The organism is Hyunsoonleella flava (assembly GCF_004310325.1).
In the GTDB taxonomy this organism is placed as follows: domain Bacteria; phylum Bacteroidota; class Bacteroidia; order Flavobacteriales; family Flavobacteriaceae; genus Jejuia; species Jejuia flava.
This window is the reverse complement of the sequence record NZ_SIRT01000015.1, coordinates 68920-84679: the sequence shown is the minus strand read 5'-3', so window position 1 is coordinate 84679 and position 15760 is coordinate 68920. Positions and strand designations below refer to the sequence as shown.

Sequence of the window (15760 nt, the reverse complement as noted above, 5' to 3'; positions counted from 1 at the left end):
TTAGGTATAAATTTTCTAACAGGAAGAAATTAAAAGAAAGGTTTTTAAATTAGTTACTTAAAACTTAAGTGAATGTTTAATGACATCCACAGCCATCATTTCCACATGCTTTTTTTGGTTTAGATTTTTTCCAAAAGAATTTTTTAACCAAAAACGCTACAGCCAAAGCAACTGAAGTAAGTACTAATATATTTTGAAGAATATCATTCATAATTATACAGTCGTATTTGATTTCATATTATTTCAAAAACTGGAAAGCAATTAAGGCTACAATGTATGCGAAAGCACTCATTATCACCAGTTGTAATACAGGCCATTTCCAAGAATTAGTTTCTTTTTTAACGATGGCTAAGGTACTCATGCATTGCATAGCGAAAGCGTAAAATAGCAATAACGAAATTCCAGATGCAAAATTAAATAGTGGACCACCAAGAATAGGATTTACTTCTGCCGCCATTCTATTTTTAATGGTAGCTTCGTCATCATTACCAACGCTGTAAATGGTTGCTAAAGTGCCCACAAAAACCTCACGGGCAGCAAACGAACTTACTATAGCGATACCGATTTTCCAATCATACCCCAAAGGTCGAATAGCAGGTTCAATAGCATGTCCTGCAATGCCAATAAATGAATGTTCTAATTTATGAGATGCTATTTTTTGTTGAAGTTCCTCTTCGTTTAAATTTTGAGAGGAAAATTCGGTTTTTACTATATTTTCGGCATCATTAAATTGTTCTCCTGGGCCGTAAGACGCTAAAAACCATAATATAATAGAAATAGCAAGAATTATTTTTCCAGCACCAAACACAAACGCTTTTGTTTTTTCTATTACTGTAATAGCAACATTCTTAAAAAGCGGTAATTTATAATTAGGCATTTCAATCACAAAAAACGTTTTGCTTTTAATTTTCAATATTTTATTCAGAATGTATGCCGAAAGAATAGCCGTTCCAAATCCAATTAAATACAACAACATCAAGGTTAACGCTTGATAGCTTAAACCAAAAAACCGTCCTTCGGGAATCACCAAGGCGATGATAATAAGGTATACAGGCAATCGCGCAGAGCAAGTTGTAAATGGTGTAACCAAAATAGTTATTAAACGTTCCTTCCAACTCTCAATATTACGTGTTGCCATAATAGCAGGAATGGCACACGCAGTACCAGAAATTAAAGGTACTACACTTTTTCCGCTTAATCCAAAACGCCGCATAATACGGTCCATTAGAAACACTACGCGACTCATATAACCGCTTTCCTCAAGTACAGAAATAAATAGAAATAAAAATGCAATTTGCGGAATAAAAATAACGATACCACCTAACCCAGGGATAATCCCTTCAGCAATTAAATCTGTAAATGCACCATGTGGCAGCGTGTTTTTCACCCATTCACTCAAACTTGCAAATGCGCCATCAATTAAATCCATTGGGACTTCTGCCCAATCGTAAATCGCTTGAAAAATCGTTAAAAGAATAACCCCAAAAATAACGTAGCCCCAAACCTTGTGGGTTAAAATTCTGTCCAGTTTAATGCGTAAATCTTTGGCTTGACTCAGGTCTATAGTCTGCCCTTTGGCAAGCGCATTATTGATAAACTGATAGCGCTTTATGGTTTCTTTTTGCTGCAGTCGTTTTAAATCACCTTTACTTTTGGTTTTAAAATCAGCAACAGCATCAAAATCCTTTCTATTTGTTTTTCCAAAATTCACATCTTGTGTAATTACCAACCAAAGCTTGTAAAGTAACTGGTTTGGGAAGGCTTTTTCAAGGTTTCCAAAATAGGTAGTGTCAATATCCTTAACGTTCAAGCAAGGCGTAACAGAAACTTCCTTATAATTAGTAATTAAATCTTTAAGCTTGTCAATGCCCTCATTTTTTCTGGTACTTACCAAGGCAATTTTAGTATGTAGCTGTTCTTCTAAATAGGCAATATCTAGGGAAATGCCCTTATACTGCATGCGATCTGCCATATTAATGACCAATACAGATGGTATCTCCAAATCTTTTATTTGTGTGAATAATAAAAGGTTGCGCTTCAAGTTTTCCACATCAGTAACTACAACGGCAATATCTGGAAAATCCTTGTCGTTTCTATTTAGCAATAGTTCAATAACAACGTTCTCGTCCAGCGAAGAGGCATTTAAACTGTATGTCCCTGGTAAATCAATGATATGTGCCTTAACACCTCGAGGCAATTTACAAATGCCCTGTTTTTTTTCAACCGTAATCCCCGGGTAATTACCCACTTTTTGGTTCAATCCCGTTAGTGCATTAAAAACCGAGGTTTTGCCGGTGTTTGGGTTTCCAATTAAAGCAACGTTTATCTGTTTACTCATGCGTTACTTTTTCAATTAAAATATGAGAAGCTGTTTCTTTTCTAATGGCAAGGTGCGTCCCATTCACATTTAAATACATGGGGTCTTGAAATGGCGCCACTTGCACAAGTTCAACCGAGTTACCGGGTAAACAGCCCATTTCCAAAAGTTTTAAAGGAATATGAATGGATGAAACATCAGTAATTACAGCGTGTTCCCCTCGTTTTAAATGTGCTAAAGTGTGCTTCAAGCTTATTTAGATTGATTTTAAAGAAGCAAAAATACAGCAAACTTTATAAGTTTAAAAGCTAAACTGTAATTATTTGGGCGCTACCCCACCCTTCGACAAGCTCTGGGTAAAAGGGGTCGGGATTTCCGTTGATAGTTTTGACTTCCTGCAGAAGCGGGACCAAAAGCTTCCACTTAGGTTGCTGAGGTTCTCGAAGCACAATCCCTAGCGCAAAAGAACAATTAGACTTTTATCTGTTGTATTCTTCTTTTAAAATGGCAATATCGTGTAATAACTTATCAATATCCTCAGGATTAGTACCGTCATAAAACCCACGGATTTGCCGCTTTTTATCAATCAACATAAAGTTCTCGGTATGTATCATATCAAAAGGGCCACCATCGCCATTGGTTTTAACGGCCAAATAACTCTTTCTGGCAAGCTCATATATTTGCTTTTTATCGCCTGTAACCAAGTTCCATTTATCATCATCCACGCCTTTTTTTAATGAATAACGCTTTAGTTGCGCTACGGTATCAATTTTAGGAGTTACAGAATGCGACAAAAGCATTACCTCTGTATCACTCTTAATTTCTTTTTGAATTTGCGCCATATGGTCGGTCATAATCGGGCAAATGGTTTGGCAGGTGGTGAAAAAGAAATCTGCCACATAAATTTTATCCTTGTAATTATCTTGGGTAACAGTTTCCCCATTTTGGTTTACTAAACTAAAATCAGCTATTTTGTGATATTTCTTTTTGTATTGAATGGTACTATCTACTAATGCCGTACTTACCATAGCAGGTTGATAGATGGGTAAAGGTTGGTAAACATTTAAAGTGTTATAAATTATCGCAATAATAATAACGGATATGATACCAAAAACAACAGCAAATAGTTTATAATCTCTAAAAAACGACAACATTTAACGCGCTTTAAATTAAAATTTCTGCAAAAATACGATGAAATCTCCGCTTCACATATTTAAGGCATACATAAATTACTGTTAAATCAACCTAATTATAGATAGGCTACTTTTTAAACTTGGTTTTAAAACCTTACTTTTGTGCGGTTATTTCAATTTTTGATGAAGCGTATATGGAGTTTGTTATAAAAATATCCCAATTTCTACTTAGTCTTTCACTGCTTATTGTGTTGCACGAGTTAGGTCATTTTATCCCCGCAAAAGCCTTTAAAACTAGGATAGAGAAGTTTTACCTGTTTTTTGATGTAAAGTTTTCACTGTTCAAAAAGAAAATAGGTGAAACTGTTTACGGTATCGGGTGGTTGCCATTAGGTGGTTACGTTAAAATATCAGGGATGATTGATGAAAGTATGGATACCGAAGCTATGAAAGAAGAGCCTAAACCATGGGAATTTCGTTCCAAACCATCATGGCAACGTTTAATCATCATGTTGGGAGGTGTTACGGTAAATTTTGTGTTAGCACTGCTTATTTACATTTTTGCATCCTTTTATTACGGCGATACTGATATTTCGGCAGATAGTGTTGTTGACGGTTATTGGATAGAAAATAAATTATTGACCGATTTGGGCTTTAAAACGGGAGACAAAATTATTTCTGTTGGAGGCGTTAAAATTGAAAATGAATCAGATATAAGATCAAATTTTTTAGGAGCTGAATCCGTAACTATAAGCAGAAATGGTACAGAACAAAAAATCGATTTGCCAGAAGATTTCCTAGGTCAATTATCAAGCAGTAAGGATAGAAGTCTTTTTGGATTAAGGTTACCTTTTGTTGTTGCAAAGGTAGCGGACTCGTCATTAAACAAGTCGGTTGACTTAAAACAAGGCGATGTATTTAAAACCATAAACGGAAAGAAATTAAAGTATTTTGATCAGCTGGAAGATGCAGTTGATGGACTGGAGGGACAAACCGTAGAGGTTGTTTTAGTTCGTGATAAAAAAGACATAACACGTCAATTAAAGCTTAATGAAAATGGAAAATTTGGAATAGTACCCTTTGCACAAATAGATCTTGAAACATTAGAAAGCCTTGGTTACTATAAGGTAGTAACCAAAACATATTCTTTTGGTGAAAGTTTTGGAGTTGGCTACAATAAGTTTATCAATCAGATAGGGTCTTATTTTAATCAGTTAAAACTTATTTTTAGTCCTAGTACCGGTGCATATAAAGGCGTGGGAGGTTTCAAAGCGATATTCGATATATTTCCTGATACTTGGAGTTGGCAAGCATTTTGGAGCATTACTGCTTTCTTATCAATTATGTTAGCCATTTTAAATCTGCTCCCTATTCCAGCACTAGATGGTGGTCATGTCATGTTTTTACTTTACGAAATGATATCTGGGAGAAAGCCCGGAGATAAGTTTATGGAGTATGCACAAATGGTGGGATTCTTTATCTTGATCGCTCTGGTTTTATTTGCTAACGGTAACGATATTTATAAAGCTATTTTTGATTGATTTTTTTAATCATTAAATTTGTTGTAAATAAAAATTAATATATATTTGCGCTCGCAAAAGCGAAAAGAGATCTTCCTCAGTAGCTCAGTTGGTTAGAGCATCTGACTGTTAATCAGAGGGTCGCTGGTTCGAGCCCAGCCTGAGGAGCGAAACAACTCAAAGCCTCTACAGAAATGTAGAGGTTTTTTTATGCAATAAAGTCAAGCACATATATAATTTTTATTTGTAAAATTATCTCTCTGTAGTTATCTTGAAAATAAATTTCAAAAATAATTAGGTTTTAGTGACTAATGCTAGAACTCTGTGTCATATAAACACTTACAATTTAAATTTTACCTTATGATGAAAAAAAGTATTATTCTATTATTGGCCATATTTATTTTGAGCTGTGGTAACAAAAAAGATATCTCCACTAGTAAAGAGGAAAATTCAGTTGAACTTAAGGAATTGAAACAAGAAATAGACTCTATTGAGGCAGTTACAAATGAGATTAAAAATACTGAGGATAGTATAGATGCATCCGTTAAGAAATTAGATGAAATGTTAAATGAACTTGAAAATTAATTATTATGAAAAATTTAGTTAAAAATATACTAACATTAGTATTACTTCTTTGCTTTATAACCGTAAGCAACGCTCAAAAACCAGAACATGCCGGTAAGAAAGACAAGGTTGAAAACAAAATTAAGAAGGAAAAGAAAAAAGGAAAAGACAATGTAGATAAGGAAATCAAAGAAAAAAAACAGAAAAAAGAAAAGGCAGAAAAAGAGATAAAGAAGGAAAAAGAAGAAAAAGCTAATGAACTTAACGAAGAGGGAAAAGCCTATGGAAAAGATAAATATGGGTTAGAAGGAAAAGCTTATGGACAGGAGCGTGCAAGACAAGCTAAACTCCAGAAAGAAGAGAACGTAAGACAGCTTGAGAGTTCTATAGAAAAAGGTGAGTCTAAGGCTAATGATGCAAGAGAAAGGCTGAAAGTGGCTAAAGAGAAACTTAAAGCAAAGAAGAAGCAAGGTAAAATATCAGATGAAAACTATGATAAGGAAATGGAGCGGATTGAAGCTGTAGAAAAAGAGGTAGATACCCTTGAGAAGAAAGTCAAAAAAGGCAAACAGCTAAAGAAAAAGCAAAGCTAATTTGTATTTATGCATTGTCTAAATTTTAAAGGTTAACCAAAAAGGTTAACCTTTTTTATGTAATCTAAATATTTAATTTCAACAAAAAAATGAACACTAAATATGGAGAAAGAAGATGATACTTTAAACACCTTGAAAACACACCATGCTTTTGCCCGATGAAAACAATTTTGAAATAATTGATATTCAACACGAATCAAATAAAGGTAAAATTGTTAGCGTTTTATACCAAAGAAATGCGATTCAGTTCAATTAACCTTCGGAGAATTATTTATTGAGGTAGGTAATATAGAAATACAATATTATATAGTCTTATAACAAATAAAATATAGTATTAAACTTACTTTTAGAAACGAAAAACGCATTTCAACGAAAATATTTCACATATCATCTTCTTATAACTATATTAGATGTATTAACCTACTTATGATTAATATTATGAAACGTATAACTAAACTTTCTCTTTTAAGCTTAGGATTGTTATTTTTTGGATGTAATATTGAGAAACTAGAACAATCTCAAACACAATCCCAAGTATTATCAGAAAAAAAAACACCTGAGAAGAATAAAGATTTTGATGTGTCAGAAAGTGATAATTCTTCTAGTACTGATCTAGAAGATAATTGCTATACAACACGTTTAATTGCAGGACAGCATTATGATATTGGAACAGTTACAATTGATGTTGAAGGCGATATTTTAACTGTTACTTACACAACAAATGGCGATTGGGTTCTAAATGCAACCCATTTACATGTTAGTAGTTGCGAAGAAGATGGTTTTCCCGTTACAGGAGCAAACAATCCAAAAATTGGACACTTTGATTATGCCAGTGAGCATGAAGAAAGCACAACACAAGTAATTTATACAATCGACATTGGAGAAATAACAGGAGAATTATGTTTTGCCGCGCATGCAGAAGCTGGTGGTCCATCTGAAGAAACAGCTTGGGCTGAAGGAGAAGGTTTTGGAGGAAACAGTTGGGCGATGTATTTTGTGGCAGATTTAACAGATTGTGATGATGAAGATACTCCACCCACTTATGGGTAAATATCATTTTTAAGTTTATTTAATTAAATTATAAACCCACTCCATTATGGAGTGGGTTTTTATTATAGCAAGGTTAGACAACTTATTAAACTTTTAAGCTAACCGTGACAACTTTTTTCATTAAATTGAAAAGGCGAGGCAGGGTAACCATTAAATACTTTTTGTGTAATAACATTCACTTTTAGTAAAATAGTATGGAGTTCAGTGCTTTATATTCTCTCAATGTTATTGATGTGGTTGTTAGTTTGATTTGAAGGCACAAAAATTGAAGTTTACATTAAGCATTTGATAGTAACTCAAATAAGCAAGCTCTAGCTCTGGTGGAATCACTAATTATTTAACGCCTCTTTTATAGCTTCAACAGTTTTCTTCGCGTTTCCAATAAAAATAGAATCTTCGATAATTATCACAGGTCTTTTTAAGAATGTATAGTGATCAAGAATATAATACTTATAATCTTTCTTGGCTAAATCTTGATGCTTTAAATCCATTTTTTTATATAGTTGAGCACGCTTACTAAATAAAGCTTCATAGCTACCTGCCAAAGTTTTCATTTCGTCTAGTTGAGCTGTCGTAATGGAGTCCTTTTTTATATCCTGTAATATAAATTCAGAAGATAAATTCAATTCTTTTAAAATTCTTCTGCAGGTATCACAGGTCTTTAAATAATATACTTTTTTCATGTTTTTATGTATTTCAAAAAACAAATTAAAACTATATTTAACAAAAATTTAAACAATATGGATTTTACGTTTCAGGTTTTACAAAATACCAGAAGTATTTTTAAAAAAATTATTGAAAACAATACTTTGGAAGATTTAAATAAGATACCTAACGGGTTTAACAATAACATTATTTGGAATATCGGTCATATTGTGGTTTCAGAACAGTTATTGGCTTATCGATTATCTGGTTTAGAGTCATCGTTATCAGATGAAATGATTGATAAGTATCGAAAGGATAGTAAACCAAATGGTGCGGTATCACAAGAAGAGGTGAATGAAATTAAAGAATTACTATCAACATCTCTTGAAAAAACCAAGGAGGACTATTACAATGACGTTTTCCAAAATTACAATGCCTACACGGTGTCTACAACGGGCAATACTTTAAGCAATATTGATGAGGCTTTACAGTTTATAGCAATACACGAGGGGCTGCACTATGGCTATGTACTGGCGCTTTTAAAAGCTATTAAAGGTTAAATAGTCCTTGGCTTTCTCAAACGGGATTGTAAATTCAATAATTCCCGTTGCATAAGGTGCAATTTCATAGGGATTGTAAAGTAAAATAACGCCTTCTTCGGAAAAACCAATATTTGCTGGGAGATTAAAGGCATCTGGCTCAAAAAGCACAGTTTTATCGGTTACCTCGGCATCAAAAAATCGTTTTGCTAAGTTTTTGAACGCTTTTATATCAGTAAAAAGCGCTTCATTAGCTATTTGTTTGCCAGATGTTGTATCAAAATTTAAAAATGAAATGGCTGTATTTCCATGAGCGCCACCAGTATTCATATAAGATGTTATGGCAATGCTGATAACTACATCGGACTGATACATTACTTCACCATCTATTTGAGCTTCCCATGTTAAAGTCGATGCAGGAAAATCTTTTATGAAATTATTAAATTCTGTATTAAAAGCATCAATTTGTTCAGATAGTGATGAAGGTGTGTTTTCAGGTTCAGGATTTCCGATGGTCAAGGTTGAGGCAATGAAACTTTCAATTTCACTGTTTATAGCTTCACTTACAGTTGTGTTTCCTGTTGCTTCTGGGATAAAAATCCTAACTAAAGCGTTATTTTCAGTGGTGATTTCTATTTCAGAAAAAGTAAGCTTCTCTTCTTTTTTACATGAAAAAATCAAAAGGATGATAAAAAATGACAGGATTCTACTGGACAACTTTAAGAGTGCTAATTTTTTTAATCCAAATAATAGATATAGCCTACATTTAACCAAAGTAACCAATCGTTATGTTTGTTGTAGACCAAATCGTGATTTAAACCATCTACCCAGTCATCAAAATAATATTGCCACCTTAAATCGAGCATAAGATCTGAAAGCGGTCCAATTTTATATCTAAAACCAGCGCTAGTAACCATAGACCATGTACTTCCAGGGGCAGGGTCGACTGATCCAGGAGCCCATATAGAATAAAAATTATTTGGGTCTCCAATATTTCCAACATCATTAGAACCGTTGTCGTAAGTGGTTATTACCTCTGGATTAAACGAGGTATAGTGCACACCAAGACTCACAAATGGCGCTATGCGATAGCCATACGCTTGAAACGAGCGAATACTTAATGGAAAAAATTCCAATTGGGTACCTATATCTAGGTTTTTAGCATAGCCAGTATGTCCTCTAAGTCTATCCGCATTATCACTTGTTCTGTCAGGTTGGGTCCACCTACCTAAATGCTCTAGTTTGGTTTTGTTCCAAGAAATTTCATTTCTTAATTTAAAATGATCGTTAAAGTAAGTATCGGTAGTATAGCAGTTACAATCAGCTCTGTAGGAGAAGTTTATATAATGAACAAGCCCAATGCCAATACCAGAATTGCCAAAATTGGTACGTTCGTTTTCACGACTACCAAAATCAGATCTGAATTGTACAGGACCTGTTATAACGCCAATTTCGTGAGAAAAGCCTAATTGGGCTTGCGATGTTTGGCAAAAAGCAAACACACAAAGAGTAAGAGCTAAACGTTTTAAGTTAAGCGTCATAATATTTTGTTTTCGAGGCGTTAACGCAACAAATATATAAAAAGCCGATGAACTACCAAATTATTCTGATGAAGCGCATTTGGCTTTTAGCTTATATTGCGAAAAATTAAAAAAAAACGTGTTATTTTTAAAGATAACGTATCTTTGTGCTTCAAAATTGTATATTCATTAAAATTTAAACATTTATTGATACATGAAAGAAATTATTGCAGAATTTTTGGATTTGGTAAAAGAGCGTAATGCTCATGAACCAGAGTTTTTACAAGCGGTTGAAGAAGTGGCTGAAACCGTAATTCCTTATATCGTTCAGCATGATATTTATTATGGCAAAAACGTTCTACTTCGTATGGTAGAACCAGAACGATTGGTTTCGTTTAGAGTATGTTGGGTTGATGATGATGGAGAGATTCAAGTGAATAGAGGTTATCGCATTCAAATGAATTCTGCCATTGGCCCCTACAAAGGAGGTTTGCGTTTTCACCCCACAGTAAATGCAAGTATTTTAAAGTTTTTAGCTTTTGAACAGGTCTTTAAAAATAGCTTAACAACGTTGCCAATGGGTGGCGGTAAAGGTGGTAGCGATTTTGATCCGAAGGGAAAAAGTGATAACGAAATCATGAGATTCTGTCATGCATTTATGAGTGAACTGTTCAGGCATATTGGTCCAAATACTGATATTCCAGCAGGGGATATTGGAGTTGGACAACGTGAGATTGGATTTTTATTCGGTATGTACAGAAAATTAAGGAATGAATTTACTGGAGTGCTAACAGGAAAGGGGATGACATGGGGCGGTTCATTAATTAGACCCGAAGCTACTGGATATGGTACTGTATACTTTGCAGAAAACATGCTAAAAACAAAGGATGATAACTTTGAAGGTAAAACTGTTGTTATTTCCGGATCTGGAAACGTAGCACAATATGCTGCCGAAAAATCGATTCAATTAGGAGCAAAAGTACTTACGCTTTCAGATTCCTCGGGGTATATTTTCGATGAGGAAGGCATCGATACTGAAAAGCTAGAGTTTGTAATGCATCTTAAAAACGAAAAGAGGGGTAGAATAAGTGAATATTTAGAAAAATATCCTAATGCTAAATTCACAAAAGGCAAAACGCCTTGGGATGAAAAATGTGACATAGCATTGCCGTGTGCCACCCAAAACGAATTAAATGGTGACGACGCAAAGGCTTTACTATCTAACGGATGTATGTGCGTGAGCGAAGGCGCAAATATGCCCTCTACAAAAGAAGCAATTGCAGAATTTCATAAAGCCAAGATATTGTTTGCGCCAGGAAAAGCTTCAAATGCTGGTGGCGTTGCAACCTCTGGTTTAGAAATGACGCAAAACTCCTTAAGATATAAGTGGACGAGAGAAGAAGTAGATAAAAAACTTAAAGAGATTATGGGAGACATTCATCAATCGTGCATAGACTATGGTACAGATGAAGATGGCTATATCGATTATGTAAAGGGAGCAAATATTGCAGGTTTTGTGAAAGTAGCCGATGCGATGTTAGCACAAGGTGTGGTTTAGTAAAAAAGAGAAATTTTAAAAAGCCTCCTAAACTTAGGAGGCTTTTTTCTTTTATTGCATTTCAGTACTAATATTCTTTTCTTAATAAATATATTTGCTGCTTTGACATTGAAAATTTAGTTAGCTAAGGAGTTTGCATAAAATTAATACTAATAATTTTGACTTTTTGAGGGTTCTTTTTGCAAGTACAGTTGCAATAGCACACTTAATAAAATTAGCTCAAATACCTGAACTGCAACCTTACATTCATTTGTTTAACGCACGTTTAGCTATTGATGGATTTTTTATAATCAGTGGTTTTTTGATTGCTAAAAGCTATGAAAGAAATAAAAACTTTAAAATTTATATTGAAAAACGCATTAAGCGAATAGTGCCAGCTTATTTTTTTGTGATACTTTTCTGCGGACTTAGTTTTAGTTTAATTTCCACAAATACTATGTCTGAGTATTTTTTTAATCTTCAGTTTTGGAAATATTTACTGGCAAATTTATCGTTTCAGAATTACTTTGAACCCTGTTTACCAGGTGTATTCAATAATAATTTATTATGTGCAGTTAATGGAGCATTGTGGACTATAAAAATAGAAGAGGCTTTTTATTTATTACTGCCAATTTTTTATTATTTGATTGATTTTAAAAAAGTAAATGTTTATCTACTTAGTGCAATTATTTATATTGTATCCATTGTATACTTCAACTATTTTTCTGTCATTGATATGTATAGAATTGCAAAGCAATTACCGGGAGCTTTAGCGTTTTTTATAACTGGAGTAGTTTTCTTCAAAAACTTTAATCTCTTGATAAAATGGAAACATTACCTTATAGTACCGTGTTTTCTTTTCTTTATTTTAGAACAATACGTTTTTCAAACCCAAATATTAAAGCCTATTACTTTTGGTTTTATGGTGTTTTACATAGCATATTCCTTTAGCTGGTTGAATAATTTTGGTAAATATGGCGACTTTACCTATGGGATATATATATATCATTTCCCGATAATTCAGGTATTTGTCTATTACGATTTATTTAATAAGTATGGTTACATTTCAGCGAGTTTTTTGGTTTTAATGCTAGTTTTAGTAGCTTCAATAGCATCGTGGTACTTATTAGAATTGAGGTATCTTTCGAAGAACAGAAAATTACGATATCAAAAGATAAATATTGAGTGGTTTAGCAATAAATAAATACAGAGCATTATACTGTAATGGAATGGTGTACGTTTTAAAAATTAATATAAGTTATTAAAACAAAAACAGTTACTTTGAAAAAGCATTTTTTTTTCTTTTTTCTTTTATTGCCCTTACTTCAATTTGCACAGGGTTTTTCGGCATTATGGGAAGGACACTTCTCGTATTTCAATATAGTGGATATAGCGAAGAGTGATACAAAGATTTACGCTGCGGCAGAAAATGCAGTTTTCACCTATGATATAAATACTGAGGAACTTCAGGAGATCAGCACAATTAATGGATTATCTGGAGAAGCTATTTCAACCCTACATTATAGTGACGCCTACCAATTACTGTTGATAGGTTATGAAAACGGGCTGATGGAAATTGTGTTGGAAAACAACACTAATGTGTTAACCGTTGTAGATATTTTAGATAAAGTAACAATACCACCTTCAAATAAAGGAATAAACCATTTCAATGTTTTAGATAATTTAGTGTATATCGCAACAGATTATGGTATTTCTGTGTTCGATTTAGAACGACTTGAGTTCGGTGATACTTATTTTATTGGAGACCAAGGCAGTCAATTAAGTGTTGGGCAAACAGCAATTTTCAATAATTACATTTACGCGGCCAGTAGAAATGGCGGGATACGAAGAGCGTCTTTGGATAATACTAATTTAATTGATTTTCAGAACTGGGAAATAATTGTAAATGGTGATTTTCTTAGAGTTGAAGCTTTAACAAATACCCTTTACGCTATTAGGAGCGATAGAGTTATTTACGAAATACAAGAGACAAACATCATAAACCTTTTTCAATATAACAGACCACCACTTAAAATGGTAGGAATTGAAGATAGGCTTGTAATAACTACTGATAACAATGTTTTTATTTATGACGAAAATTTTAATCAGATATCGCAAATAGATATTGATCAAAATTTTAACACTTCATATACATCGGCTATCATAGATGGTGATGTGGTTTTTATAGGTACAACAAACTTTGGAATATTAAAAACTTCCATATCTATCCAAGATAATTTTCAAGAAATACACCCAGACGGACCACTTTTAAACCGACCATTTTCGTTAGAAGCTTTCTCAAACAATTTATGGGTAACCTTCGGAGAATACTCCTTTTTCTTTAACCCTTATCCATTAAATAGTCGTGGTTTTAGTCGTTATGACGGTAATAGTTGGCTCAATATTCCTTATGATGATGTTTTAGAAGCTAAATGCTTAAATAGTATTGCTGTGAACCCATTTAATGTTAACCAAGTATTTGTAAGCTCGTTTTTCAACGGATTATTAGAGGTAAATGAAGAAGTTCCTACCTTTCTATACGATGAGGAAAATAGTGGATTGGAATCATTATTCATACCCACAAACCCTACTTATGTAGACATAAGAGTTGGTCCTTCGCAATTTGACGAGGAAGGGTTGTTGTGGACGGTAACAAGTTTTATTCCAAAGCCGTTAAAATCATTCAATCCGTCGTCAGGGCAATGGAGATCCTATGATTTTACAGATATTGTGCCAGATCAATTAGGAAGTAATTTAGGGTACAGGGATTTAGCGATTGGAAGAGATGGAACCAAATGGGTGGCGAGTTACAGTTTTGGTGTTATTGGTTTTAGTAATGAAGGCGGCTCAGATAGAATAAAAAACTTGAGTAAAGATGGCAACCTTCCACACGAATACGTGACATCACTTGCGATTGATAGGCGTGACCAACTTTGGATTGGTACTATTGAAGGGTTGAGGGTGTTGTTTAACACCTCAGGTTTTTTTGATGACGACAATGTTACAGCAAGCGAAATAATTATATCTGAAGACGGTGTAGCAAAAGAGTTATTATTCAAACAACTAGTATCTAAAATAGTTGTTGACGGTTCAAACAACAAATGGATAGGTACCATAGGCTCTGGCTTGTTTTATTTTTCATCAGATGGACAACAAACCATTTTTCATTTTACAAAAGATAATTCTCCCTTGCCCTCCGATAATATTTCTGAACTGTCATTAGATGAGTCAAACGGCACGCTTTATATAGGTACAGAAAAAGGATTAGTTTCCTTTAAAACGGGCAGTTCTTCAACTACAGAAGATTTTTCAGAATCTCATGCTTACCCAAATCCCGTAAGACCAGGGTTTGATATAGTGGAGGAAAAAGTTAAAATTAAAGACCTTCCAGAAAATGTAAATATTAAGATTACAGATATTGAAGGGAATTTAGTGGCAGAGGCGCAATCAAGAACCAACCAAAGGTACAATGGTTTTAACTTAGAAATTGATGGAGGTATCGCCTATTGGAATGGCAAAAACTTAGCAAATAATATTGTGGCCTCAGGTGTTTACCTTATCATGCTGTCAGATTTGGATAGTTTTGAAACCAAGGTGCTTAAATTAATGGTGGTAAGGTAATGTTAAGCACTACAAATGCTATTGTACTATCAAAATTAAAATATCGTGATAACGATTTAATTGTTAAGTGCTATACCCAGGAACACGGTGTTGTAGGTTTTCTTCTAAACGGAGTTTTGAAATCAAAAAAAACCAACAAAAAAGTAGCATATTTTCAGCCGCTATCTCAAATACAAATTGTTTTTAATTATACCAAAACACGTTCACTTTACGCGATAAAAGAAGTAAGGATTAACAATCCGTACACAAGTTTACATTCTCATATACTTAAAAGCGCTGTGGTATTATTTTTATCAGAAATATTAACGACAGCACTACAGGAAGAAGAAAAAAATGAAGCACTTTACAGCTATTTAGAAACAACACTGTTATGGTTTGATAATGAAAATGAATACGCCAATTTTCATTTATTATTCTTATTAAAACTCACAAAATATTTGGGGTTTTATCCAGACACTTCCAATATATATAGGAGTTTTTTCAATTTGGAAGACGGCAGTTTCCAAGAAAGAGAAGAAGGAAAGCACAGTATTTCAGGGGAAAATTTAATACTTTTAAAAGACCTGTTAGGTATAAAATTTGATGCATTGCATACTATAAAGATAAATGCACAGAAAAGACAATCATTTTTAAATATGATTTTGCTTTATTTTAGACTACATTTGGGCAGTTTTAGAACCCCAAAGTCACTACAAGTTTTTAATCAAGTTTTTAGCTAAAA

The 15760-nt window shown here is 33.6% G+C and carries 16 protein-coding genes and 1 tRNA gene; 10 read left to right on the top strand and 7 right to left on the bottom strand.

What is annotated here, in order from left to right; all coding sequences use genetic code 11:
- Positions 1 to 76 precede the first annotated feature (76 nt).
- The 4 genes from EYD45_RS14900 to EYD45_RS14885 form a co-directional block, all read right to left on the bottom strand.
- The gene (locus EYD45_RS14900) at positions 77 to 211 is read right to left on the bottom strand and encodes a FeoB-associated Cys-rich membrane protein (RefSeq protein WP_130965357.1); all 135 of its coding nucleotides are present in this window, start codon (positions 209 to 211) and stop codon (positions 77 to 79) included.
- 27 nt (positions 212 to 238) lie between these two features.
- Positions 239 to 2338, bottom strand: a complete 2100-nt coding sequence (gene feoB / locus EYD45_RS14895) for a ferrous iron transport protein B (protein ID WP_130965356.1) — start codon at positions 2336 to 2338, stop codon at positions 239 to 241.
- A complete protein-coding gene (locus tag EYD45_RS14890) occupies positions 2331 to 2567 on the bottom strand; it encodes a FeoA family protein (protein ID WP_130965355.1) in 237 nt (78 codons plus the stop codon). Before EYD45_RS14890 ends, feoB begins: the two co-directional genes overlap by 8 nt.
- A gap of 229 nt (positions 2568 to 2796) precedes the next feature.
- Positions 2797 to 3471: an SCO family protein gene (locus tag EYD45_RS14885; protein WP_130965354.1), complete on the bottom strand. Its 675-nt coding sequence runs from the start codon at positions 3469 to 3471 to the stop codon at positions 2797 to 2799.
- A 173-nt stretch (positions 3472 to 3644) separates the two neighbouring features.
- Here EYD45_RS14885 and rseP point away from each other — a divergent pair, with 173 nt between their 5' ends.
- The 5 genes from rseP (at position 3645) to EYD45_RS14860 (ending at position 7177) form a co-directional block, all read left to right on the top strand.
- The gene (gene rseP, locus EYD45_RS14880; protein ID WP_130965381.1) at positions 3645 to 4991 is read left to right on the top strand and encodes an RIP metalloprotease RseP; all 1347 of its coding nucleotides are present in this window, start codon (positions 3645 to 3647) and stop codon (positions 4989 to 4991) included.
- 73 nt (positions 4992 to 5064) lie between these two features.
- Positions 5065 to 5138 (top strand) — tRNA-Asn (locus EYD45_RS14875).
- A 192-nt stretch (positions 5139 to 5330) separates the two neighbouring features.
- On the top strand, positions 5331 to 5555 hold the full coding sequence (locus EYD45_RS14870) for a hypothetical protein (RefSeq protein ID WP_130965353.1): 225 nt from the start codon (positions 5331 to 5333) through the stop codon (positions 5553 to 5555).
- Positions 5556 to 5560: 5 nt separating this feature from the next.
- Entirely contained in the window at positions 5561 to 6127 is a 567-nt protein-coding gene (locus tag EYD45_RS14865) for a hypothetical protein (protein ID WP_130965352.1), read from the top strand.
- A 438-nt stretch (positions 6128 to 6565) separates the two neighbouring features.
- A complete protein-coding gene (locus tag EYD45_RS14860; protein ID WP_130965351.1) occupies positions 6566 to 7177 on the top strand; it encodes a hypothetical protein in 612 nt (203 codons plus the stop codon).
- A gap of 329 nt (positions 7178 to 7506) precedes the next feature.
- Here EYD45_RS14860 and EYD45_RS14855 read toward each other — a convergent pair whose 3' ends face one another.
- Positions 7507 to 7860 carry an arsenate reductase family protein gene (locus EYD45_RS14855; protein WP_130965350.1) on the bottom strand — a complete coding sequence of 118 codons (354 nt, stop codon included), beginning with the start codon at positions 7858 to 7860 and terminating at the stop codon, positions 7507 to 7509.
- 57 nt (positions 7861 to 7917) lie between these two features.
- Between EYD45_RS14855 and EYD45_RS14850 the strand changes: the two genes are divergently transcribed.
- Entirely contained in the window at positions 7918 to 8382 is a 465-nt protein-coding gene (locus EYD45_RS14850; RefSeq protein WP_130965349.1) for a DinB family protein, read from the top strand.
- On the opposite strand, the gene EYD45_RS14845 is transcribed toward EYD45_RS14850, so the two are convergent.
- Entirely contained in the window at positions 8362 to 9078 is a 717-nt protein-coding gene (locus EYD45_RS14845) for a DUF3298 domain-containing protein (protein WP_130965348.1), read from the bottom strand. The genes EYD45_RS14850 and EYD45_RS14845 overlap by 21 nt on opposite strands.
- 20 nt (positions 9079 to 9098) lie before the next feature.
- On the bottom strand, positions 9099 to 9902 hold the full coding sequence (locus EYD45_RS14840) for a THC0290_0291 family protein (protein ID WP_130965347.1): 804 nt from the start codon (positions 9900 to 9902) through the stop codon (positions 9099 to 9101).
- Between the two features lie 193 nt (positions 9903 to 10095).
- Between EYD45_RS14840 and gdhA the strand changes: the two genes are divergently transcribed.
- The 4 genes from gdhA to recO all read left to right on the top strand — a co-directional run bounded on the left by gdhA (position 10096) and on the right by recO (position 15758).
- Entirely contained in the window at positions 10096 to 11439 is a 1344-nt protein-coding gene (gdhA, locus tag EYD45_RS14835; protein ID WP_130965346.1) for an NADP-specific glutamate dehydrogenase, read from the top strand.
- A gap of 166 nt (positions 11440 to 11605) precedes the next feature.
- Entirely contained in the window at positions 11606 to 12622 is a 1017-nt protein-coding gene (locus tag EYD45_RS14830) for an acyltransferase family protein (RefSeq protein ID WP_165453949.1), read from the top strand.
- Between the two features lie 77 nt (positions 12623 to 12699).
- Positions 12700 to 15039 (top strand): type IX secretion system anionic LPS delivery protein PorZ, encoded by a 2340-nt coding sequence (porZ, locus tag EYD45_RS14825; RefSeq protein WP_130965344.1) that lies wholly within the window; start codon positions 12700 to 12702, stop codon positions 15037 to 15039.
- Positions 15039 to 15758 carry a DNA repair protein RecO gene (recO, locus tag EYD45_RS14820; RefSeq protein ID WP_130965343.1) on the top strand — a complete coding sequence of 240 codons (720 nt, stop codon included), beginning with the start codon at positions 15039 to 15041 and terminating at the stop codon, positions 15756 to 15758. Before porZ ends, recO begins: the two co-directional genes overlap by 1 nt.
- Positions 15759 to 15760: the final 2 nt, after the last annotated feature.

Excerpts from the sequence above, each read along its gene's own strand:
- EYD45_RS14900 (WP_130965357.1), bottom strand. The coding sequence starts at position 211 with ATGAATGATATTCTTCAAAATATATTAGTACTTACTTCAGTTGCTTTG.
- feoB (WP_130965356.1), bottom strand. The coding sequence starts at position 2,338 with ATGAGTAAACAGATAAACGTTGCTTTAATTGGAAACCCAAACACCGGC.
- EYD45_RS14885 (WP_130965354.1), bottom strand. The coding sequence starts at position 3,471 with ATGTTGTCGTTTTTTAGAGATTATAAACTATTTGCTGTTGTTTTTGGT.
- rseP (WP_130965381.1), top strand. The coding sequence starts at position 3,645 with ATGGAGTTTGTTATAAAAATATCCCAATTTCTACTTAGTCTTTCACTG.
- EYD45_RS14870 (WP_130965353.1), top strand. The coding sequence starts at position 5,331 with ATGATGAAAAAAAGTATTATTCTATTATTGGCCATATTTATTTTGAGC.
- EYD45_RS14865 (WP_130965352.1), top strand. The coding sequence starts at position 5,561 with ATGAAAAATTTAGTTAAAAATATACTAACATTAGTATTACTTCTTTGC.
- EYD45_RS14860 (WP_130965351.1), top strand. The coding sequence starts at position 6,566 with ATGAAACGTATAACTAAACTTTCTCTTTTAAGCTTAGGATTGTTATTT.
- EYD45_RS14855 (WP_130965350.1), bottom strand. The coding sequence starts at position 7,860 with ATGAAAAAAGTATATTATTTAAAGACCTGTGATACCTGCAGAAGAATT.
- EYD45_RS14850 (WP_130965349.1), top strand. The coding sequence starts at position 7,918 with ATGGATTTTACGTTTCAGGTTTTACAAAATACCAGAAGTATTTTTAAA.
- EYD45_RS14840 (WP_130965347.1), bottom strand. The coding sequence starts at position 9,902 with ATGACGCTTAACTTAAAACGTTTAGCTCTTACTCTTTGTGTGTTTGCT.
- gdhA (WP_130965346.1), top strand. The coding sequence starts at position 10,096 with ATGAAAGAAATTATTGCAGAATTTTTGGATTTGGTAAAAGAGCGTAAT.
- recO (WP_130965343.1), top strand. The coding sequence starts at position 15,039 with ATGTTAAGCACTACAAATGCTATTGTACTATCAAAATTAAAATATCGT.